Source organism: Streptomyces sp. NPDC051136, from assembly GCF_044455745.1.
GTDB lineage: Bacteria > Actinomycetota > Actinomycetes > Streptomycetales > Streptomycetaceae > Streptomyces.
In genome coordinates, this window is the sequence record NZ_JBITFE010000006.1 from 285360 (window position 1) to 306793 (window position 21434).

Annotated in this window: 21 protein-coding genes; 12 read left to right on the forward strand and 9 right to left on the reverse strand. The window is 73.0% G+C overall.

The features are described 5' to 3' along the window. Positions 1-226: 226 nt before the first annotated feature. Positions 227-1930 carry a DUF3152 domain-containing protein gene (locus ACIBCJ_RS19190; protein ID WP_365980010.1) on the reverse strand — a complete coding sequence of 568 codons (1704 nt, stop codon included), beginning with the start codon at positions 1928-1930 and terminating at the stop codon, positions 227-229. 8 nt (positions 1931-1938) lie between these two features. Further along, positions 1939-2979 carry an alpha/beta hydrolase gene (locus tag ACIBCJ_RS19195; protein ID WP_362107981.1) on the reverse strand — a complete coding sequence of 347 codons (1041 nt, stop codon included), beginning with the start codon at positions 2977-2979 and terminating at the stop codon, positions 1939-1941. Positions 2980-3253: 274 nt separating this feature from the next. Here ACIBCJ_RS19195 and ACIBCJ_RS19200 point away from each other — a divergent pair, with 274 nt between their 5' ends. From ACIBCJ_RS19200 to ACIBCJ_RS19215, 4 genes are all read left to right on the forward strand, one after another. Then, on the forward strand, positions 3254-3475 hold the full coding sequence (locus ACIBCJ_RS19200; RefSeq protein WP_362107978.1) for a hypothetical protein: 222 nt from the start codon (positions 3254-3256) through the stop codon (positions 3473-3475). 233 nt (positions 3476-3708) lie between these two features. After that, positions 3709-4350: a TetR/AcrR family transcriptional regulator gene (locus tag ACIBCJ_RS19205; RefSeq protein WP_133887233.1), complete on the forward strand. Its 642-nt coding sequence runs from the start codon at positions 3709-3711 to the stop codon at positions 4348-4350. Positions 4351-4477: 127 nt separating this feature from the next. After that, positions 4478-4705 carry a DUF3107 domain-containing protein gene (locus tag ACIBCJ_RS19210; protein ID WP_115744078.1) on the forward strand — a complete coding sequence of 76 codons (228 nt, stop codon included), beginning with the start codon at positions 4478-4480 and terminating at the stop codon, positions 4703-4705. A gap of 314 nt (positions 4706-5019) precedes the next feature. Further along, entirely contained in the window at positions 5020-5289 is a 270-nt protein-coding gene (locus ACIBCJ_RS19215; protein WP_362107973.1) for a hypothetical protein, read from the forward strand. A 47-nt stretch (positions 5290-5336) separates the two neighbouring features. Here ACIBCJ_RS19215 and ACIBCJ_RS19220 read toward each other — a convergent pair whose 3' ends face one another. Then, positions 5337-6110 carry a ferritin-like domain-containing protein gene (locus ACIBCJ_RS19220; RefSeq protein WP_362107970.1) on the reverse strand — a complete coding sequence of 258 codons (774 nt, stop codon included), beginning with the start codon at positions 6108-6110 and terminating at the stop codon, positions 5337-5339. Positions 6111-6602: 492 nt separating this feature from the next. On the opposite strand from ACIBCJ_RS19220, the gene ACIBCJ_RS19225 reads away from it, so the two are divergent. Further along, positions 6603-9239, forward strand: a complete 2637-nt coding sequence (locus ACIBCJ_RS19225) for a DEAD/DEAH box helicase (RefSeq protein WP_365980011.1) — start codon at positions 6603-6605, stop codon at positions 9237-9239. 147 nt (positions 9240-9386) lie between these two features. Then, positions 9387-10319 carry an alpha/beta hydrolase gene (locus tag ACIBCJ_RS19230; RefSeq protein ID WP_365980012.1) on the forward strand — a complete coding sequence of 311 codons (933 nt, stop codon included), beginning with the start codon at positions 9387-9389 and terminating at the stop codon, positions 10317-10319. On the opposite strand, the gene ACIBCJ_RS19235 is transcribed toward ACIBCJ_RS19230, so the two are convergent. Beyond that, positions 10316-11212, reverse strand: coding sequence for an NYN domain-containing protein (locus tag ACIBCJ_RS19235; RefSeq protein WP_362104588.1), 897 nt, complete (start codon positions 11210-11212; stop codon positions 10316-10318). The two genes, ACIBCJ_RS19230 and ACIBCJ_RS19235, sit on opposite strands and share 4 nt — an antisense overlap. A gap of 293 nt (positions 11213-11505) precedes the next feature. Here ACIBCJ_RS19235 and ACIBCJ_RS19240 point away from each other — a divergent pair, with 293 nt between their 5' ends. Further along, positions 11506-11658, forward strand: a complete 153-nt coding sequence (locus tag ACIBCJ_RS19240; RefSeq protein WP_362104593.1) for a hypothetical protein — start codon at positions 11506-11508, stop codon at positions 11656-11658. Between the two features lie 67 nt (positions 11659-11725). On the opposite strand, the gene ACIBCJ_RS19245 is transcribed toward ACIBCJ_RS19240, so the two are convergent. The 3 genes from ACIBCJ_RS19245 to ACIBCJ_RS19255 form a co-directional block, all read right to left on the reverse strand. Further along, positions 11726-12331: a MarC family protein gene (locus tag ACIBCJ_RS19245; protein WP_362104595.1), complete on the reverse strand. Its 606-nt coding sequence runs from the start codon at positions 12329-12331 to the stop codon at positions 11726-11728. 62 nt (positions 12332-12393) lie between these two features. After that, positions 12394-13251, reverse strand: coding sequence for a PHP domain-containing protein (locus ACIBCJ_RS19250; protein WP_365980013.1), 858 nt, complete (start codon positions 13249-13251; stop codon positions 12394-12396). Between the two features lie 170 nt (positions 13252-13421). Further along, positions 13422-14072 carry a DUF6758 family protein gene (locus tag ACIBCJ_RS19255; RefSeq protein WP_362104599.1) on the reverse strand — a complete coding sequence of 217 codons (651 nt, stop codon included), beginning with the start codon at positions 14070-14072 and terminating at the stop codon, positions 13422-13424. Positions 14073-14253: 181 nt separating this feature from the next. On the opposite strand from ACIBCJ_RS19255, the gene ACIBCJ_RS19260 reads away from it, so the two are divergent. Continuing rightward, complete coding sequence (locus ACIBCJ_RS19260) at positions 14254-15477, forward strand: MFS transporter (protein WP_365980014.1); 1224 nt, start codon at positions 14254-14256, stop codon at positions 15475-15477. 157 nt (positions 15478-15634) lie between these two features. Here ACIBCJ_RS19260 and ACIBCJ_RS19265 read toward each other — a convergent pair whose 3' ends face one another. Then, positions 15635-16231, reverse strand: a complete 597-nt coding sequence (locus ACIBCJ_RS19265) for a suppressor of fused domain protein (protein WP_365980015.1) — start codon at positions 16229-16231, stop codon at positions 15635-15637. 555 nt (positions 16232-16786) lie between these two features. On the opposite strand from ACIBCJ_RS19265, the gene ACIBCJ_RS19270 reads away from it, so the two are divergent. Both ACIBCJ_RS19270 and ACIBCJ_RS19275 read left to right on the forward strand, forming a co-directional pair. Beyond that, complete coding sequence (locus ACIBCJ_RS19270) at positions 16787-17902, forward strand: magnesium and cobalt transport protein CorA (RefSeq protein WP_133887225.1); 1116 nt, start codon at positions 16787-16789, stop codon at positions 17900-17902. A gap of 33 nt (positions 17903-17935) precedes the next feature. Then, the gene (locus ACIBCJ_RS19275) at positions 17936-18448 is read left to right on the forward strand and encodes a hypothetical protein (RefSeq protein WP_362104606.1); all 513 of its coding nucleotides are present in this window, start codon (positions 17936-17938) and stop codon (positions 18446-18448) included. Positions 18449-18489: 41 nt separating this feature from the next. On the opposite strand, the gene ACIBCJ_RS19280 is transcribed toward ACIBCJ_RS19275, so the two are convergent. Next, positions 18490-19227, reverse strand: coding sequence for a hypothetical protein (locus ACIBCJ_RS19280; protein ID WP_362104608.1), 738 nt, complete (start codon positions 19225-19227; stop codon positions 18490-18492). Positions 19228-19512: 285 nt separating this feature from the next. Between ACIBCJ_RS19280 and ACIBCJ_RS19285 the strand changes: the two genes are divergently transcribed. Together ACIBCJ_RS19285 and ACIBCJ_RS19290 are read left to right on the forward strand one after the other, a co-directional pair. Then, positions 19513-20832, forward strand: a complete 1320-nt coding sequence (locus tag ACIBCJ_RS19285) for a magnesium transporter MgtE N-terminal domain-containing protein (protein ID WP_362104611.1) — start codon at positions 19513-19515, stop codon at positions 20830-20832. Further along, a complete protein-coding gene (locus tag ACIBCJ_RS19290) occupies positions 20822-21421 on the forward strand; it encodes a DUF1003 domain-containing protein (protein WP_362104614.1) in 600 nt (199 codons plus the stop codon). Before ACIBCJ_RS19285 ends, ACIBCJ_RS19290 begins: the two co-directional genes overlap by 11 nt. Positions 21422-21434 lie beyond the last annotated feature (13 nt).

Here is a 21434-nt window from a genome sequence, read left to right on the forward strand (position 1 = left end):
GCCCCCCCCCCCCCCCCCGCCCGGCCCGGGGGGCGGGGCGGGCGGCGCCGCCCCCCCCCCCCCGCGGGCCGGGGGGGGGGGGGGCCCCGGCCCGCCCCCCCCCCCCCCCCCCCCCCCCCCCCACCAAAAGGGGTGAACGGTCGTAACTTTCCCGTGCGACGTGCGTTCGGTCGCGCTAAGGGATCAAGCGGTCACCCTGTGCGATGCACGGGCCCGGCCTGTCCGGTCAGTCGTTCGGGAAGGCCCAGGCGTTGGGGCGGCAGTCGATCCCGTCGTGGTCGACGAACTTGGTCTGCTGCTGCATGACCGGGGCGAGTTCGCCGTCCTTGTCACAGGTGACGTGGTTGAAGCCGATGCGGTGACCGACCTCGTGGTTGATCAGCATCTGCCGGTACGCGTGGATGGCGTCGCCGTACGGCTCGGCTCCCTGAGCCCACCGGTAGGCGTTGATCATCACGCGGTCGGTGGCGGCCGAGTCGCAGGACACGTTGTCCTCGGTGGTGTCCAGGCCGGACATGGCGCACCACTCCGCGGTGGTGCCGGGGCTGGCCAGCGTGATGACGAAGTCGGGCTGTCCCGAGTGGATACGCTCGAAGCTGCGCGCGCCGTCGTGCGCCCAGCTCCGGTCGTCGTTGAGCGTCTTCTGCACGGCCTCGGCGAAGAGTGCGCCGTCGAGACCGAGCCCCTGCTCCACGTCCACCCGGTAGGTGTACTTCTGCCCCTTCCCCGGCCCCTTGGCGGCGCCCGGGACCGCGTCGAACTTCCCCGAGGCCTTGAGCGTGGCCTTCATCGGGTACGTCTTCCCCATCTTCTGTGCGTACGTCAGCGGCGCCGCGGCGTCGGACGCGGCGGGCGGCCGTACGTCGTCCCGCGAGGCGGAGTGGGTGTCCCTGGCCTGGTCGGTGGCGGCCTGCGCGCGAAGGCCCGACCCGTCCGACCCGTCGGCCACCTGCCCGGCCACGACGACGGCGAGCACGGTGGTGACGGCGGCCGCCGCGATCCCCGTGAAGGTCCGCCCCTTCGCGCCCTTGGCCGGCGCGGGCTCACCCGCGGGCGCCCGGTCGTCCGCGTCGACGCCGCCACCACCGCCGCCGTTCCCGGCGGCGGCACCGTCGGCGGCGCTCCAGTCGGTGACGGAGGCGTACGGGTCGGCAGACCGGCCCGCGTCGGAGGCACGGCGCGGGGGGCGGGCGGCGAAGAGGTCGTCGTCCGCCTCGAAGGCGTCCAGGTAGTCCTGGCGCGGTCCGGCCTGGGGCCCACGCCGCTGCCGCGGGAAGGGCACGGACGGTGCGGACGCCCCGGAGGGCGAGGCCGGCGCGGAGGACGCGGGGGCGCCGGTGCGCGGTCCGGCCGCGGGTCCGGCTCCGGCACCGGGCCGCCTGCTCGGCTCGCCCCAGCCTCCACCCGGTTCCCGCTGCTCGGGGTGGCCGCCCCGGACCTCCGGCACACCGTGGGCCGGGGTGCCGTCGGAGTACCTGGGCACGCCGTGGGCAGGGGTGCCGTCGGTGACCCTCGGGACGCCCCGCGCGGGGGTGCCGTCCGCCATCCGCGGGAATCCGTGGGCCGGGGTGCCGTCCGCGAACCGCGCACCCGGACCTCGTCCCTGACCCTGGCCGGGGCCCGGAGCCGCGTACCCCTGGCGGCCGCCCTGGACCGCGCCCGGCGCCGCACCACGAACCCCCTCCGGCGCCCGCTGCGGCCAGTCCGGCTGATCGGACACGTGCGACCCGGCCGTCCCGTTCTGCTGCTGTCGCGACCCACGCGGCCCCTGCGACCCCTGCGGCCCGTGCTGCTCTGAGGACCCTGCCGGTCCTTGCGAGGGCCCGTCCGCTCGGCGCGGGTCCGGCCGCCCCGGGCGGCTGTCCCGGGCCGCGGCGGTGTCCGCGGCGTCGGCCTTCGGGGCGGGTCCTCGGCGGCTGTGGCGTCCCACGTCGCGCCTCAGCCTCCTGTCGTCTGGTTGGCGGGCTCGCTGTCGACGGCCCCGTCGGCCCTCTCACCGGCCACCGGCTTCCCGGTGCCCGCGGCGTCCACGGTGTCAGCGAGGAGTTCGCGGAACGCCGTGGCCACGGCCTCCGGGTACTCCATCATCGCCACGTGTCCCGCGTCCGGCAGGGTCAGCAGCCGGGAGTCACGGAAGGCGCGGGCAGCCCGCTGGGCCATGCGGTAACCGACGAGTTGGTCCCGACCACCGTAGACCAGGAGCGTGGGTGCGAGAACCCGCGCGGCCTGTCGCCACAGTCCGTGCTGGCCGCCCACCGTGTACGCGTTGACGAGTCCGCGGGTGGAACGCGCCATCGCGTCCCAGAAGTAGGGGAGCCGCAGCCGCCGCTCCATCTCCTCCACGGCGTTGCGGAAGCCTTCCTCGCTCACCCGGCCCGGGTCGCCGTGGCAGAGCGCCGTGACACCGCGGACCCGCTGCTCGGCGGTCCAGTCGCGGGTGAGCCGGCTGAACAGCGGCACCACGCCCGGCAGCGCCAGCAGTCCCGTCGGCACAGCGCTGCGCTGCACGCGGATCTCCGGCAGCGCGGGCGAGACGAGGGTCAGCGTCCGCACCAGGTCGGGCCGCGCCGCGGCGACACGGGTCACGACGGCACCGCCGAGCGAGTTCCCGAAGAGGTGCACGGGGCCGCGCCCGGCCGCGTCGAGGTGGCGGACGACCGCGCGCGCGTGGCCGGTGATCGAGTAGTCGCCGTCGTCCGGCGGCGGGGAGTCGCCGAAGCCGGGCAGGTCCAGGGCCTCGCTGTGGACGACACCGTCCAGCAGCGGCATGAGCGCCGACCAGTTCTGCGAGGAGCCGCCGAGACCGTGGACGTAGAGGGCGGGCGGCAGTCCTTCGCGGGCGGGCGGCCTCGACCGCACCGTCAGGGTGATGCCCGGGAGGTGGACCGTCCGCAGCCGCTCCCCGTCCGCGACCCTGACGGCCGCGACCTTCGGCAGCACGGTGGCGGGCGGCACGGACGGCGGCTCGGTCGAAGGCATGCGGCAATATTACGAGATGATCACGCAGGGGTTCATGTGTTCGCAGTCACAGGCGGTGCGGTGGCGGCGCCCCGGCGGGGTACGGATGCCGTGGGCGCCGGGGTCGTCGGGGACGACCGCCGGAGCCGCCCACGGCGTGTCGCGGGAGCCGTCCGCGCGGGACCGGGGGCGGGCGACGCATGGCGTCCGGAACGGGTGTCTCCTACGCTCGTGAAGTGGGCACCCGCGTGTGACCCCCTGCATCCCAGGGACGTTCGTAGGAAGGGAGCCCAGCATGACCGTCGACCCGACCGACCCCGAGACCTTCGCCGACGAGGCACGGGACGTGGAGGAACGCGATGTGGAGGCGCCGGACGCCGACACGGCCGAGCAGCGGGCGGACATCGGGCAGGAGCGCGACGAGCCGCTGACGGACGTGGAGCCGGACCGCGCCAACGAGGCCGACCTGGCCGAACAGGCCCGGGTCGTCTCGCACGACGAGGACGACTACCGCTGACACGAGGCTGCCGGGACGAGCACGGGTCACGACGCCACCGGGCGACGGAGACGCAGTTCCGAGCAGGAGGGAGGTCGATCTTTGCCCGGCCTGAGCCCTTTTGAAACCTGTTGTGCGGCTATCGCCGCCGTCCGGTCCGTGAAATTCTGCGCTCGCAGCACCCACACCACGGTTACCGAAAAGTACGATGTCGACGCGGCGCACACCGCACGAGGACGACTATGGGAGGCGGCGTGACAGCCATCGAGCAGACAGAGGCGGTACGCCCGCGGGGCACACGCCTTCCCCGCCGAGCCCGACGCAACCAGCTGCTGGGCGCCGCACAGGAAGTGTTCGTGGCCCAGGGGTACCACGCGGCCGCGATGGACGACATCGCCGAGCGCGCCGGTGTCAGCAAGCCGGTGCTCTACCAGCACTTCCCCGGCAAGCTCGACCTCTACCTCGCGCTGCTGGACCAGCACTGCGAGGCACTGATCCAGTCCGTGCGCAGCGCGCTCGCGTCGACCTCCGACAACAAGCAGCGCGTACGGGCCACCATGGACGCGTACTTCGCCTACGTCGAGGACGACGGCGGCGCCTTCCGCCTGGTCTTCGAGTCGGACCTGACCAACGAGCCCGCCGTGCGCGAGCGCGTGGACAAGGTCACGAACGAGTGCGCGGAGGCGATCTGCGACGTCATCGCCGAGGACACCGGCCTCTCCCGCGCGGAGTCGATGCTGCTGGCCTCCGGTCTGGGCGGCCTCGCGCAGGTGGTGGCGCGTTCCTGGCTGCACAGCGACCGCAGCGTCCCGCGCGACCAGGCGGTCCAGCTGCTGACCTCGCTGGCCTGGCGGGGCATCGCCGGCTTCCCGCTGCACGGCACCGACTCCCACTGAGCCTGTTCCCGTCGGCTGTTCGCTCCTGGCGTTCTCGGACGCAGCGTGTACGTCCCCTCACCGGGCTAATGTGTGCTGGTACGGCGCGGAAGGTCGCGCATTTACTGACCGTCGGAGGGACATAGCCGTGGAGGTCAAGATCGGCGTGCAGCACGCGCCCCGCGAGATCGTTCTGGAGAGCGGTCAGAGCGCCGAGGAGGTCGAGCGCGTGGTGGGTGAGGCACTGGCGGGCAAGTCGCAGCTGCTGAGCCTCGTGGACGAACACGGCCGCAAGGTCCTGGTGCCGGCCGACCGTCTCGCCTACATCGAGATCGGCGAGCCGGCTCCGCGCAAGGTGGGCTTCGGCGCGCTGTAGCCGGCGGACGCGGGCGACGGACGAGCAGCACGAGTGACGGGCGGGGCCCGGCGGAGGATCTCCGCCGGGCCCCGCCCTGTTTCCGCCGCCTCGTCTCCGCCGGTTTCCGCGGCCCCGTCTCCGTCGCCGGTTCCCGCCGCCTCGTCTCCGTCGCCCCGTTCCCATCACCCTGGCCCCGTAACCCCGTTCCCCCCACTTCGCCGTTCACGGGCGGAGCACAGTTCACCCACAGGGGGAGGGTTGCATTCCGCAGGTCAGGGGTATGTCGGCTGTGACCGTTTGGGGCAGGCCGGCCACGTGGGAGGGACCCAGACATGCTCTTGGAAGCGCTCAGCGCCGCGATCCTCGGCCTCGCCCTGGCATGGGCCGCCGCGCACCGTCTGCCCCACCGTCTGCCCGCCCCCCTCCTGGTCCTGCCGACCGGGATCGCCGGGGCCCTCTTCGGGGCGTTCGTCACGCACACCGCGCTGGGCGCCGGAGGGTTCGTGCTGGTGCTCCTGGGCGCGGCGACGCTCTCCGCGGCCTCGCTGTCGCTGCTGCTGCGCCCCGCCGGACGGCTGCGCCGCAGCTCGGCGACCGCCTGAGGGCAGCCGCCGTACCCGCGCCGGCGCCCGCACCCGTGCCGAGCGGGTCAGGCGGCCAGGCCCAGCGCCGCCATCCGCTTCGTGTGCGCCTCGGTGATCCGGGAGAACATCTTGCCGACCTCTGCCAGGTCGAAGCCGTCCGCGACCCCGCCCACCAGCATCGTCGACAGCGCGTCCCGGTCGGCCACCACCCGCTGGGACTGCGAGAGGGCCTCCCCCATCAGCCGCCGCGCCCACAGCGCGAGCCGCCCGCCCACGCGCGGGTCGGCGTCGATCGCCGCGCGCACCTTCTCCACGGCGAAGCCGGCGTGTCCGGTGTCGTCGAGCACGGCGAGGACCAGCTCGCGGGTGTCCGTGTCGAGGCGGGCGGCGACCTCGCGGTAGAAGTCGCTGGCGATGGAGTCGCCGACGTAGGCCTTGACGAGGCCCTCCAGCCAGTCCGAGGGGTCCGTCTGCTTGTGGAATCCGTCGTAGGCCGCCACGAACGGCTCCATGGCGCCCGTGGGCTCCTCGCCGATCTCGGCCAGCCGGTCGCGCAGCCGCTCGAAGTGGTGGAACTCCGCCGACGCCATCTTCGCCAGCTCCGCCTTGTCCGCCAGCGTGGGTGCCAGCTTGGCGTCCTCGGCGAGCCGCTCGAACGCCGCCAGCTCGCCGTACGCGAGCGCGCCGAGCAGGTCCACGACCGCGGCGCGGTACTGCGGGTCGGCCGCGGCCGACGCCCAGTCGCGGGCGGCGACCGGGGTGGCCCCGGCGGTACCGGCCGTTCCTGCGGTCTCGGCGGGTGCGTCTGCGGCGGTGCCAGGCTTGTCAGAGCTCGTCATGCAGCGCACAATAGCGGCCCCTTCGGGGGTGGTAAGGCCCTGGTCAGTCAGTGTGACGACGACTACGTGAGCAAATCGGCCATCGCGTGTGCGCGAATCCGGGGTATGGTGGTAATGCGCCTGCCGAGTATGTGACGTACGGGTACGTGACATCGTCGTCGGGCCGCACGCATGAGGATGCCCGGTCGGTGGCCCGATCGGCTCCGACCCGACAGCCCTCCCGCCGTACGCCACGCTGCGTACGGAGACCGGAGGGGGACCCTCAGTGGTACGAGCGCTGGAGCGTCGACAGAGGTCCCGTGTCCTACGGCTCAGTCCGTAAGGCAGCCGACGTCCCCGACACAGTCCGGCACGACCCGCGCGCTCGCCTCGCACCACGTACACAGAAGAGGCAGCACCCTGACTACGACGTTCCGATCCCTCGGGATCCTCCCCGAGACCGCCGAAGCCCTCGAAGCCGTCGGCATCACCACCGCCTTCCCCATCCAGGAGATGACGCTCCCCGTAGCCCTTTCGGGCAAGGACGTCATCGGCCAGGCGAAGACCGGCACCGGCAAGACGCTGGGCTTCGGCCTTCCGCTCCTCGAGCGCGTCACCGTCCCCGCCGACGTCGAGGCGGGCCGCGCCGCTCCCGAGGCCCTGACCGACGCCCCCCAGGCCCTCGTCGTCGTCCCGACGCGCGAGCTGTGCCAGCAGGTCACCAACGACCTCCTGACCGCCGGCAAGGTCCGCAACGTGCGCGTTCTCGCGATCTACGGCGGCCGGGCGTACGAGCCGCAGGTGGAGGCCCTCAAGAAGGGCGTCGACGTGATCGTCGGCACCCCGGGCCGCCTGCTCGACCTCGCGGGCCAGAAGAAGCTGAGCCTGAAGCACATCAAGAGCCTGGTCCTCGACGAGGCCGACGAGATGCTCGACCTGGGCTTCCTGCCCGACGTCGAGAAGATCATCAACATGCTGCCGGCCAGGCGCCAGACCATGCTGTTCTCGGCGACCATGCCGGGCGCGGTCATCGGACTGGCCCGCCGTTACATGTCGCAGCCGACGCACATCTCCGCCACCTCGCCGGACGACGCGGGCGCGACGGTCGCGAACACCAAGCAGTTCGTCTACCGCGCGCACAACATGGACAAGCCCGAGATGGTGGCCCGCATACTGCAGGCCGAGGGCCGCGGTCTGGCCATGGTCTTCTGCCGCACCAAGCGCACCGCGGCCGACCTGGCGGACCAGCTCAAGCAGCGCGGCTTCGCCTCCGGCGCGGTCCACGGCGACCTCGGCCAGGGCGCCCGCGAGCAGGCCCTGCGCGCCTTCCGCAACGGCAAGGTGGACGTGCTCGTCTGCACCGACGTCGCCGCCCGCGGCATCGACGTCGAGGGCGTGACGCACGTCATCAACTACCAGTCGCCCGAAGAGGAGAAGACGTACCTGCACCGCATCGGCCGCACCGGCCGCGCGGGCGCGAAGGGTACGGCGATCACGCTGGTCGACTGGGACGACATCCCGCGCTGGCAGCTGATCAACAAGGCGCTGGAGCTGGGCTTCAACGACCCGGCGGAGACCTACTCCACCTCCCCGCACTTCTACACCGACCTCGGCATCCCCGAGGGCACCAAGGGCGTCCTGCCGCGCTCGGAGCGCACCCGCGCCGGGCTCGACGCGGAGGAGCTCGAGGACCTGGGCGAGCCGGGCGGCCGCGGTGGCCGCGGGCGCGGTGACCGAGGCGGCCGGGGTGGACAGGGCCGCGACGACTCGCGTGCCGGTGACCGCGACCGTTCGTCCCGTACGACGCCGCGCCGCCGCCGTCGGATGCGTGGCGGTGCTCCGGTGGACGCGGAGACCGTCGCGAGCCCCGCGGCTCAGACCGTGACCGGCGGTGCGGACAGCGCCGCGGACGCGGGCACCGACGCCGCCCAGGGCCCCCGCACCCTGCGCCGCCGGCGCCGTACGCGGGGCGGCGAGGCTGCACGTCACCCGGAGACGGTCACGACGTCCCCCGCCGCCGAGGACACCGCTCCGGCGCCCTCCGGGGCCGCGGTCACCGAGGTCGCGCAGGCCGCCGAGGTCGTGGAGACCCCGGCGAAGCCGCGCCGCCGCCGCACCCGCAAGTCGGCCGAGACCCCGGCCGCTCCGCTGGACGCCGCTCCGGTGGCCACCGAGGCCCCGGTCGTGGAAGTCCCGGCGGTCGTCGAGGCCCCGGTGGCAACCGAGGCGCCGGCCGCCGAGAAGCCGCGCCGCCGCACCCGCAAGGCCACGGCCGCCGAGACGGCGGTCGACACCGCCGAGGGCGCGGCCGGGGCCGTGTCGGAGCAGGCCGAGCCGGCCGAGACCAAGCCGCGTCGGCGTACCCGCAAGGCGGCCACCGCCGAGCCCGAGGCCGCTACGGCTCCGGAGGCGGCCGAGGCCAAGCCGCGCCGCACCCGCAAGACGGCGGCCGCCAAGGCGACAGCGGTCACGGAGACCGCCGCGGAGGCCGCCGCCGACACCGCCGAGGGCACCGAGGCCAAGCCCAAGGCCCGCCGCACCCGCAAGACCGCGCAGTCGGCCGAGACGACCGGGGCCACCGAGGCCGCGGCCGACATCCCGGCGCAGACGGCGGCTCCGGAGGCGGCCGAGGCCAAGCCGCGCCGCACCCGCAAGACGGCGGCCGCCAAGGCGGCAGCGGTCACGGAGACCGCCGCGGAGGCCGCCGCCGACACCGCCGAGGGCACCGAGGCCAAGCCCAAGACCCGCCGCACCCGCAAGACCGCGGAACCGGCCGTTCAGGCTCCCGAAGCGGAAGCCCCGGTCGAGGCGAAGCCGCGGCGCACGCGCAAGACGGCGGCCGCCAAGGCAGCAGCCGTCACGGAGACGGCCGCGGAGACCGCCGCCGACACCGCCGAGGGCACCGAGGCCAAGCCCAAGACCCGCCGCACCCGCAAGACGGCCGCCGCCGAGGCGGAGACCGCCGCCGGGATTCCGGCCCAGACCTCGCAGGAGCCGGAGGCCGCACCGCGGCGCCGGACCCGCAAGGTCGCGGCTGCCGCGGAGGCGCCCGCCGAGGCCGCCGACCCGGCGGAGGCGAAGCCGAAGGCCCGCCGCACCCGCAAGACGGCCGCCGCCGTCGCGCAGCCCGCGGAGGCCGGCGAGAGCTGACCCGCACCGCTCGACCCAGACCGCCGGCCCGGTCCCGCCCACCACGCGGGACCGGGCCGGCGGCGTCGCCGTACCCGCACCCCCGCCCCGGCGGCGTCGCCGTACCCGCACCCCCGCCCGGCGGCCTCCGCCCGATAGCCTCTGCCCGTGAGCAGGAACGCCGCCTTCAGCCCGCCCCCGGACGCTCGCGCGTACCGGCTGCGCACCGCCCGCGGCGAGTTCGCCGTCGTCGACTCGCCCGTGGCCGACGGTGTCGCGCCGAGGGGCGTGGTGCTGATGCTGCCCGGGTTCACGGGGAGCAAGGAGGACTTCACCCTGCTGCACCGGCCGCTCGGGGAGTGCGGCTACCGCACCGTCGCCGTCGACGGGCGGGGGCAGTACGAGTCGGACGGACCCGAGCACGACGAAGGGCCGTACGCGCGGCCCGAGTTGGCCCGGGACGTGCTCGCGCAGGTCGCCGCCCTCGGGACGCGCGTGCACCTGCTCGGGCACTCCCTGGGAGGGCAGATCGCACGGGCCGCCGTCCTGCTCGACCACGCGCCGTTCCGGTCGCTCACTCTGATGTCCTCGGGTCCGGCGCGGATCTCCGAGTCGCAGCGGCAGCGGGTGAAGCTGCTGCGGGACGCGCTCGACACCATGACGATGGCTCAGGTCTGGAAGGTGATGCAGGCCATGGGTCCGCCGGAGGAGGCCGGTGCACCGGCCCCCGCCCACGGCCCGGAGGAGCCGGCCCGGCTGCGCGACCGCTGGCTGGGCACCAGGCCGGCCCAGCTGCTCGCCACCGGACGCCAGCTGTGCACCGAGCCGGACCGCGTCGCCGAGCTCGCCGCGGTGCCGCTGCCGTACCACGTGCTGTCGGGCGCCTACGACGACACCTGGCCCGTGCCCCTGCTGGACGAGATGGCCCTGCGGCTGGACGCGCGCCGGACGGTCGTCGCGGGCGCCGAGCACTCCCCCAACACCGACCGGCCGCTGCCGACCGCCCGGGCCCTCGCCGACTTCTGGGACGACCTGGACCCGGCCTCGCCGCCACTGCCGCCGCCACTGCCGCCGCCGGACGACCCGCCGGGCCGGTCCTAGTACTGCGCCCGCAGGTGCTCCCAGAAGCCGTCGCGCAGCGCCCGCCGCAGGTCTGCCTGGCCGCGCAGCGAGTACTGGAGCAGCCCCTCGGCCTCCACGAGCAGGTCCTGGTCCACGGAGCCGGGGAGGTAGGGATGGCCGGGGAGCAGTTCCACCAGGGATTCGCGCCCCCGCGCCGACAGCCACTTCGCGGCGATCTGCGCTCCCACGAAGCGGACGTCCTCGCGGAGGGGGCGCAGGCCGCCGGCCGCCTCGGCGGTGGGGACCGTGCGCCGGGAGACGTACGGCTTGAAGAAGTCCAGGTCGAGGGTGCGCTGGCTGTCGACCTCCCAGAGCAGCGCCTCGGCCTGGTTGCGGCCCTCGGGGGCCTCGATGCCCCACAGGTGGACGCGGGCACCGTACCCCTGGGCCGCCTCGACCGCGGACACGAGGTCCTCGTCGCCGCCGAGCAGGGCGGCGTCGCTGATGGCGCGGTGCCGGGCGAGGGACTCCAGGTCGGAGCGGATGAGGGAGTCGACGCCCTTCTGCTGGTTGTTGGCGTTCAGGTTGCCCAGGCGCACCTTGACGTCCGGCAGCTCGGCGATGGACTGCTGCTCGGCGGTGTGGATGCGGCGACGGGCGCCGTCGTACCAGTAGACGCGCAGCAGGCGGCTGTCCGCGAAGATGGTGCGGGCCTTGTCGATGAGCGCCTCGATCAGTCCCTCGGCGTCCAGGTCGAAGGCCCGGCGGTCCTCGGTCCCGGCCACCAGTCGCCCCGCCGCCGCGTACAGGTAGCCGGCGTCGACGAAGATCGCGTGGGTCGAGGGTGTCTTCGCCACCTCGGCGAGCATGCGCTGGAGCAGCTCGTTCGTGCGATCGATACGAGCGTTCAGGGGCGCGAGGTCGTCGTTCATCGCGTCCATTGTCCCGGCGGTCACGCTACGAACACAACCGGTCCCCGTCAGTCTTGTCCGGACGGCCCCGTCCCGTCCCGGCTCCTCGCGCCCGGCCTCGCCCCACCCCCGGGTCCCCGGGACCCGTAACAAGCGGCTTACTTGTCAGTAATTAGTCGTGCGAAAAATTTCCTTAGCGTAGGGAATGTTTGCACAGGGCATCCCGTTGACCACTACGGAAGCCCGGGCACCGACGACCCAGGAGCCACACCAGTAGTTCTCCGCAGGAGGATGACCAGATCAAGGGAGAGGCCATGCGCTTTGAAGTCATGCGACTCGACGACGTCGACGGGACCCCCGTGGACACGACTGTCGTGGACGCCGCCTCCGTGAACCGTATCGTTCAGCAGGCCGCTGCCGTGGGGCAGCGCCTGTGGATCCGCCCCGCCGACACCTCGGCCTTGTAACGCGGACCCTTCACACACGCCGGGGCCCCCGCACGGAACGAACCGTGCGGGGGCCCCGCCGCTCGTGTCACGCGCCCTGGACGACCTGGGTGACGCCGTTGATGATCTGCTGCACCGCGATCGCGGAGAGCATCATGCCGGCGAGGCGGGTCACCAGGACCACGCCGCCGTCCTTGATGACCCGGATGATCAGCAGCGAGTAGCGCATCACCAGCCACAGCACCACGTGGATGGCGAGGATCGCGGCCCACACCGAGACCTGCGTGGTGACGCTGTGCGCCTTCTGCACGGCCAGGATGACCGACACGATCGCCCCGGGCCCGGCCAGCAGCGGCATGCCCAGGGGTACGAGTGCGACGTTGACGTCCTTGGTCTGCTTGGGCTCGTCCGTCTTGCCGGTGAGCAGGTCGAGGGCGATCAGCAGGAGCAACAGCCCGCCCGCGATCATCAGGGCGGGCACGGAGACGTGCAGGTAGTCCAGGATCTGGTGCCCGAGCAGACCGAACACCGTGATCACGCCGCCGGCGACGCAGACGGCCTGGAAGGCCATCCGCCGCTGCACCTTGGCGGGGCGGCCGGCGGTCAGCGCGAGGAAGATCGGGGTGATCCCGGGGGGATCCATGATGACGAAAAGGGTCAGGAAGAGGGAGCCGAAGACGGCGACGTCGAACATGGGTGAGCCACTGGCCTTGCGAAAGAGGGGAGGATGGAGGGAGGTCGCGTGGGAGGTGAGGCTCAGGCCCCGCCGGCTCCCGGCACGGGGAACGCCCCGAACGCCCGTCGCGTGATCTCCCCGTACACCTCGGGGTCGGTCGTGTACTCGCCGAGCACACAGGTCTTCCGGCTGCCGTGGTAGTCGCTGGAGCCGGTCACCAGGAGCCCCAGCTCCTTCGCCGTCCCGCGCAGCCGGGCCCGCGTCCGCTCGTCGTGGTCCATGTGGTCGACCTCGATGCCGTCGAGGCCTGCAGCCGCCAGGTCGGCGATCGCGCTCTCGGGCACCGTACGGCCCCGCTTGGCGGCGGCCGGGTGGGCGAACACGGCGACGCCGCCCGCACCCTTGATCAGCCGGAGCGCCTCGAAGGGGTCGGTCTCGTGCTTCGCCACGTGGGCGCGGCCGCCGTCGGCCAGCCACTGGGAGGTGAAGGCGTCGTTCACGCTCGGCACGACGCCTAGTTCCACGAGTGCCGAGGCCACGTGCGGACGGCCGACCGAGCCCTCACCGGCGATCCTGGCGACCTGCTCCCAGGTGACGGGCACCCCCAGCTCGTTGAGCCGGGCGACCATGGCGCGGGCCCGCGGCACGCGGTCGTCCCGGACCAGCTCCCGCTCGGCGAGCAGGGCGGGCTCCTCGGGATCGAAGAGGTAGGCCAGCATGTGCATGCTGATGCCGTCGAGGCGGCAGGAGAGCTCGGCGCCGGTCACGAGGGTGAGGCCCTCGGGCAGCGCGGCGACGGCCTCGGTGTGGCCGCGGGTGGTGTCGTGGTCGGTCAGCGCGACGACGTCGAGTCCGGTCGCGGCGGCCTTGCGCACGAGCTGGGCCGGGGTGTCCGTGCCGTCGGACGCGGTGGAGTGGGTGTGCAGATCGATGCGCACGACGCTGACTCCAGGCGGTGACGGGGCGGACGGGGACGCTCAAGGATAACCGGAACTCGACCCGCCACCGTCACACCCGCAACGCCCCTGCGCCCCCTACGCACCCCGACGCCCGCAGCGGCGCCTCTCCGCGGGCACGGACGCCCGCACCCGCACGGCACCCCGCGCGATCACCGCGCCGTCGGCTCGATCAGCCGCGGCGACAGGGCCCCGCAGGGCACCAGGTCGACCTCGGCGCCCGCGTCCCGCAGGTCGGTCAGCACCAGCTCCTCGTACATCAGCAGCCCCGACCGCTCGGGCCACACGACCGCCCACAGCCACATCCCCAGGGCCTCCCCGGCGAAGACGGCGCGGTCGACGGGGCCGCCGGAGACGTGCCAGAGCGGGGTGGGGCGGCCCGCCGCCAGAACCTTGGCCTGGGGCGGCTTCTCGACGTCCATGTACGGCCCGGGGTCGGGGGCGTCGAGGCCCGCGTACCGCGCGCCGAGGCCGACGCCCAGCTCCTCGGCGATCAGGATCAGCTCGCCTATGCCGCCGAGCGGACCGGGTCCGGAGCAGGCGACGGCGGTGGCCCTGCCCCCGCTGCGGTCGTCACCCGCACAGGCGACGCCGGTGAACAGCCAGCCCACCGGCAGCGGCCAGGGCATCCAGACCGGCACCCGGGTGCGGTGCACCACGACGCCGAGCGCCTCGACGCTGGGCGGAAGCACGGGCTGCAGCGGGTGCACGGTGCCGTGCAGGTCGCACTGCCAGGAATCGGCGAAGAGGCCGGGAGCCCTGACCCGGCCACCACACTTCGGGCAACTGGGTTCGCCCCTCATAGAGCCCCACGGTCCTACCCTCACTCCCCCACGTCAAGGACGATCACCCATCCGGTGGCGGGTGCGCCGACCGGGCCGGATCCCGACGAGTTAGATGTAGTTTGCATTAATTAGCACAGCTAACTTACTATGTGTAAACGCCAACCATCTGGCACCGTCTCGTCGGTATTGGAGAGCAAGCATGGACACCTTCGACGCGGGTGCGGGCGGCATCCTGCGGCAGCCCAAGGCCGTGTGGGCGACCGCGGGCGCGTCCGTCGTGGCCTTCATGGGCATCGGGCTCGTCGACCCGATCCTGCCGTCCATCGCCAAGGGCCTGGACGCGAGCGCCGGCCAGGTCTCCCTCCTGTTCACCTCGTACTTCCTCATCACCGCGCTGGCGATGCTGGTCACCGGCTTCGTCTCCAGCCGCATCGGCGGCCGCAAGACGCTGCTGCTCGGCCTCGCCTTCGTGGTGGTCTTCGCGGGCCTCGCCGGCACCTCCGACACCGTCGGCCAGCTCGTGGGCTACCGGGCCGGCTGGGGTCTCGGCAACGCGCTGTTCGTCTCGACGGCCCTCGCGGTGATCGTCGGCGCGGCGGCCGGCGGCAGCGCCGCGGCGATCCTGCTCTACGAGTCGGCCCTCGGCCTCGGCATGGCCTGCGGCCCGCTGCTGGGCGCACTGCTCGGCGACGCCAGCTGGCGCTACCCGTTCTTCGGCACGGCCTTCCTGATGGCGATCGGCTTCCTGTGCATCTCGGTGTTCCTGAAGGAACAGCCCAAGCCGGCCCGCAAGACCTCGCTGCTCGACCCGATCAGGGCGCTGGGTCACGGCGGCCTCGCCTCCGCCGCGGTCTCGGCGTTCTTCTACAACTACACGTTCTTCACCGTGCTGGCCTTCACCCCCTTCGTGCTGAACATGACGCCGTACAAGTCCGGTGCCGTGTTCTTCGCCTGGGGTGTGCTGCTCGCCGTCTTCTCGGTGCTGGTGGCACCGCGCATGCAGAAGCGCTTCGGCTCGCTGAAGGTGCTAGGCGGCTCGCTGGTGCTGCTCGCGGCCGACGTCCTGGTCCTCGGCTACGGCAACCACACCACCGCGATCGTCTGCACGATCCTGTCCGGCGCGTTCATCGGCGTGAACAACACCGTCTACACCGAGCTGGCCCTCGGAGTCTCGGACGCGCCGCGCCCGGTGGCGAGCGCGGGCTACAACTTCGTGCGCTGGTTCGCCGCGGCGGCCGCGCCCTACTTCGCACCGAAGATCGAGGAGTGGACCGACGTCCACATCCCGTTCGTGGTGGCGGCGGTGACCGCCGTGCTCGGCGCGGTCGTGGTCGGCGTACGGCGCCGCGCGCTCACCCACGAGGCCGAGGAGCTGGAGCCGAAGCACGCGGCCGAGGACTCGGTGACGGTCTTCGCCGAGTGAAGCCCCGCCGGGCCACCGGCCCGGCCCACCGCCCGACCGGCCGACCCGCCAACCACCCGACCACCCGACCACCCGACCGGCCGACCGGCCGACCGGCGAGACGCTCCGGTGAGTTGTGTCACCCCGGCGTGCCGGTCCCGTGGGCCGGTCGCCCGCCTCAGTCCAGGGGAACGGACCTGCGCGACGGATCGCGCAGGTCCGTTCCGTGGTTCAGCCAGCGTTCCTGGAGGGCCGATGCGCCGTGCACGCGCTTCCAGGCGGCCTCGTTCGGCGTCATCGGCAGCAGCGGCAGGAACCGCACCGCCTCCATCGGGGCGTCCAGCTCCAGGTCCTCGACCAGGCCGCCCGGCTCGGCGACCAGGACCGACGTGAAGGGGGCTCCGGGCCACAGCGGCTCACCGACGTCGAGCGAGGCGCCGGGGGCCACGATCACGCCCTCCACCTGCGGGGAAGCGGCGAGTACGGCGAGCGGGCGCAGCACCTTGTCGGTGTCGGCCGCTCCGGCCCTCACGGAGAGCAGCAGCTCGGCGCGGGGCCCCTTGACCGGGTCGGCGAGCGCGGCGGTGGGGTCGGCCATGGGCTGGGCCGACATGCCGAGGGTGGCGTAGCGGACGACGTCGCCCTCCTGGCCGGCGGCGGGGAAACGCAGCACCTCGATGCGGTCGGTGCCGAGGAAGGTGACCGCCGCGCGCGCGTCCGGCTCGCCCAGCGCGCTGTGCAGCCGGGCCTCGACCAGAGGAAGAACATCAGCCATGCGGCGAGCATAGAACTCGTCGTGAAGAGGCAAAGCGGCGCCTTGACACGTCGGTGGCTGATACTCTGGCCCAGCGGTTCGGGGCAGCACGCAGAGCGTCGCGATCGAGTCCCCGACGCTGTGGTACTTCCCCTACGGGGAACCCCTCCAAACAAGGGGAATGGATCGTCCCTCACGAGGGACCGGCCGGAGGAGGTGGGGCTGGCATGGACCGAAGTCGACCGTGCAGTACCACCCGCTCTTCCGGCCGCTGACCGAGCCGTTCCGGTTCTTCCCGCTGCCGCTTTCCGTTCGCGCGCCTTCACACGGAAGAGCACTTCGTCCCGTTTTGCCTGATCTTTTGTCTGATCCGATCCGTCGACGCGGTCACCGCCGATCCCGTCGACCGCGTCGATCCGTGTCAGCAGCTGAATCAGCAGCGAAGTCGGCCACCGCGACGGTGCGGTGCCCCCCGCTTTGTGGACGCGCCGAGCACGCGTAGCCAGGACGTCCCCATTCCGGGCGGTTCCACCCGTCACCGGCCTCGTTCGCTGCCCCGCCGCGAAGGAGCCTGCCATGTCGATGATCCGTGACCTGCGCGCCGTGGTCCGCCCGTCCCGCGTCTCCCTGCGCAAGGACGGCGGCACCTACGACACCACCCGCGACCCGGCGACCGCCTCCGCCGTGGTGGACTGCGCCGTCTACCGCGACGGCACCCGCGTCGAGACCGACGTGCCGCTGACCCCGCACACCGCGATGCGCCAGGTGCGCCGCGACGGCGGCTTCGTGTGGATCGGTCTGCACGAGCCCACCGAGGACGAGTTCGCCGGTATCGCCCGGGAGTTCGGGCTGCACCCGCTGGCCGTGGAGGACGCCGTCCAGGCCCACCAGCGCCCCAAGCTGGAGCGCTACGACGACTCCCTGTTCACGGTCTTCAAGACCGTCCACTACGTCGACCACGACCAGCTCACCGCCAACAGCGAGGTGGTCGAGACCGGTGAGGTCATGTGCTTCACCGGTCGGGACTTCTTCATCACCGTCCGGCACGGCGGGCAGGGGTCGCTGCGTGCCCTGCGGTGCCGGCTCCAGGAGGACCCCGAGCTGCTGCTCAAGGGCCCCTCGGCGGTGCTGCACGCCATCGCCGACCACGTCGTCGACGGGTACATCGCGGTCGCCGACGCGGTGCAGGACGACATCGACGAGGTCGAGACCGAGGTGTTCTCGCCGGGCCGCAAGGGCACCCCGCGCGGCACGGACGCCGGGCGGATCTACCAACTCAAGCGCGAGGTGCTGGAGTTCAAGCGGGCGGTGGCGCCGCTGCTGCGCCCCATGCAGCTGCTCAGCGAGCGGCCGATGCGGCTGGTCGACCCGGAGATCCAGAAGTACTTCCGGGACGTCGCCGACCACGTGGCGCGAGTGCAGGAGCAGGTCATCGGCTTCGACGAACTGCTGAACTCCATCCTCCAGGCCAACCTCGCCCAGGCGTCCGTCGCGCAGAACGAGGACATGCGCAAGATCACCTCGTGGGCCGCGATCATCGCCGTGCCGACGATGGTGTGCGGTGTCTACGGCATGAACTTCGACTACATGCCGGAGACGCACTGGAGGTTCGGCTACCCGATGGTCCTGTCCGTCACGGTCGTCATCTGTCTGGGCATCCACCGCACGCTCAAGCGCAACGGCTGGCTCTGAAGCGGCCCGCGGGCTCCTGGATAGGCTGACCGCATGACAAGCGAGCTGCTCCGCCAGGCCCTCGTCGAGGAGGCCACCAAGAAGTCCGGCCTCATCTGGGTCGAGGGCCCCGGGGTGCCCGCACGGGCGCTGTGGCACGTCTGGCACGAGGGCGCGGCCTGCGTCGTCGGTGACGGACCCGGCGAGCAGCCGCTGCCGGGCCTGACCGACGGGGCCGCCGCCGAGGTGACGGTGCGCAGCAAGGACAAGGGCGGCCGGCTGGTCTCCTGGGCCGCGCGGGTCGTGGAGCTGCCCTCCGGTTCCGAGGCGTGGCAGGCGGCGGTCGGCGACCTCAAGGGCAAGCGGCTCAACGCCCCCGACGGCGAGGCCATGACCGACCGCTGGGCCCGCGAGTGCCGGGTGCTGCGCCTGGAGCCGACGGGAGACACTGCGCCGCTGCCCGACACCTCGCTGGCCGAGGCGCCGCTGCCCAGCCCGGCGACGACCCGCCGCCCCGCTCCGGCGGGGCTGCCCAGGCTGCTCCTGAAGCGCCGCAAGCGCCGCTGAGGTCCGGGGGCCGCCTCACGGACAGGCCCTGCCGGCTCTCCTCAGGACGCCGGCAGCTGCTTGCCGTAGTCCAGGGTGTCGTCCTTCGCCGGCTGCTCCAGCGCGAAGCCCTTGTTCCAGTCCGAGAAGCCGATCGTGCCCGCGCTGCCCGCACGCACCAGGCGCAGCGGGTAGGGCCTGCCCTCCAGGGAGACGTCGAGCGAGCCGCCGGCGCCGTCGTCCCCGGTGATCCGGATGGTGCGCACGCCCGCCTGCTCGTGCCGGCCGTCGGTCTTCACCGTGCCGTGCAGGGTCAGCAGACCGCCGAGGAGGACGTCCTTGTCCGTGAAACCGCTGAACTTCTTGTACGCGGGGTCGTTCTGCGGCACCTTCACGTACTTGCCGGCGAGCTTGTCGGCCGCCTTGGCGTCACCGTCGTCGTGGCTCCAGAACCCGGCGTCGGCCTTGAGGAAGAGCTGCTCGCCGACCCGCAGCAGTCCGAACGTCGTCCCCTGCGCGGCGACCGTCCCGGTCCCTCCGTCGGCCTTCAGCCGCATGTCGAGGGTGTACGTGTCGCCGCCGGCCTCCACCGAGCCGTGCAGACGTACCGTGTCCGCGGTCTCGGCGGCCGTACGGGCCTTGGCGTGGATCTGGTCCGCCGTGAGCTTCCCCAGGCCGTTGGTGCCCGCGTCGGGGTCTTCGCTGCCGCATCCCGTCAGCCCGGCTCCCGTCACGGCCAGGGCGCACACCGCGCCCAGCCAGGCGGCCCTGCGGATTCGGCGCCGGGGAGTCACAGACACAGGTGGGACTGCCTTTCTGTCGGGGCTGACACGGGGCCGGCGGACGTCGGCGGCGGACCGACCGGGCCAGGGCGCAGCGTACCGGGGCCGCCGACGGCGAACGGAGCCAGTCCGTCCGGACCGGCCGCCAGGGCACGGCCGATCGGGACGGGCTAGCCTGAAGCGCGTCCGAGCGGGCAATTCGGAAAAGGGACTCCGTACGAATCAGCTGTCACGCACTCTCACCCGACGACCTTCACGCGCGCTCGCCCGGACCCGCGCAGCGTGAGGAAAGGAGCCGCGGCCATGGCGGCTGGCGCCCCCCGGATCTTCGTCTCCCACCTCTCCGGCATCGCCGTGTTCGACCCGGCCGGCGACCAGGTGGGACGCGTCCGCGATCTGGTCGTCATGCTCCGCGTCGGCCGCAAACCCCCGCGCGTCCTCGGGCTGGTCGTCGAACTCACCACCCGCCGGCGCATCTTCCTGCCCATGACCCGGGTCACCGGCATCGAGTCCGGCCAGGTCATCACCACCGGCGTCCTCAACGTCCGGCGCTTCGAGCAGCGGCCCACCGAGCGCCTCGTCTTCGGCGAGCTGCTCGACCGGCGGGTCACGCTCACCGAGACCGGTGAGGAGGCCACGGTGCTCGACCTGTCGGTGCAGCAGCTGCCCGCCCGCCGGGACTGGGAGATCGACAAGGTCTTCGTCCGCAAGGGCAGGAAGGGCGGCGCCTTCCGGCGCAACAAGGGCGAGACGCTCACCGTCGAGTGGTCCGGCGTCACCGGGTTCTCCGTCGAGGAGCAGGGGCAGGGCGCGGAGAACCTGCTGGCCACCTTCGAGCAGCTGCGCCCCGCCGACCTCGCCAACGTCCTGCACCACCTGTCCGCCAAGCGCCGCGCCGAGGTCGCCGCCGCCCTCGACGACGACCGCCTGGCCGACGTGCTGGAGGAGCTGCCCGAGGACGACCAGATCGAGATCCTCGGCAAGCTCGCGGAGGAGCGCGCCGCGGACGTCCTGGAGGCGATGGATCCCGACGACGCGGCCGACCTGCTGGGCGAGCTGCCCGAGGCGGACAAGGAGCGGCTGCTGAGCCTGATGCAGCCCGCCGACGCGGCCGACATGCGGCGCCTGATGGCGTACGAGGAGCACACGGCCGGCGGTCTGATGACGACCGAGCCGATCGTGCTGCGGCCCGACGCCACCGTCGCCGACGCGCTGGCCCGCATCCGCAACCCCGACCTGTCCCCGGCGCACGCCGCCCAGGTCTACGTCTGCCGGCCGCCCGAGGAGACCCCGACCGGCAAGTACCTGGGCACCGTCCACTTCCAGCGCCTGCTGCGGGACCCGCCGTACACGCTGGTCGGCTCGATCCTCGACGACGACCTGCAGCCCCTGGAGCCGGACGCCGCGCTGCCGGTGGTCGCCGGGTTCTTCGCCGCGTACGACATGGTCGCGGCGCCGGTCGTCGACGACTCCGGGGCGCTGCTGGGCGCGGTCACCGTGGACGACGTGCTGGACCACATGCTGCCCGACGACTGGCGGGAGACCGAATACCACTTGGACGACGCCGACGACGCCGACGACGCGGCCGGGACGACGGGGGAGGCGGGCGCCGATGGTGCCTGAGCGCGAGACGACGACACGGGAGCGCGCCACGTCGGGGGCCACCGCGTCCTCCCGGGCCCGCGCCCGCCTCGACCAGCCCCGGCCGCCGCGCCGCAGGCTGCTGCCCGAGTGGGACCCGGAGTCCTTCGGCCGGCTGTCGGAGCGCGTGGCGCGCTTCCTGGGGACCGGGCGGTTCATCGTCTGGATGACGGTGGTCATCATCCTGTGGGTGGTGTGGAACGTCTCGGCGCCGAGCGGTCTGCGCTTCGACGAGTACCCGTTCATCTTCCTGACGCTGATGCTCTCCCTCCAGGCCTCCTACGCCGCCCCGCTGATCCTGCTCGCGCAGAACCGGCAGGACGACCGCGACCGGGTCAACCTGGAGCAGGACCGCAAGCAGAACGAGCGGTCGATCGCCGACACCGAGTACCTGACCCGGGAGATCGCCGCGCTGCGCATCGGCCTCGGCGAGGTCGCGACGCGGGACTGGATCCGCTCCGAGCTGCAGGACCTGGTCAAGGATCTGGAGGACCGGCAGAACGGTCACCACCCCGACCGCGGGGTATTCCCGGCAGACCGGACCGCGGGGCGTGACGTACACGACCGCTGACGGGGCTTTCCGT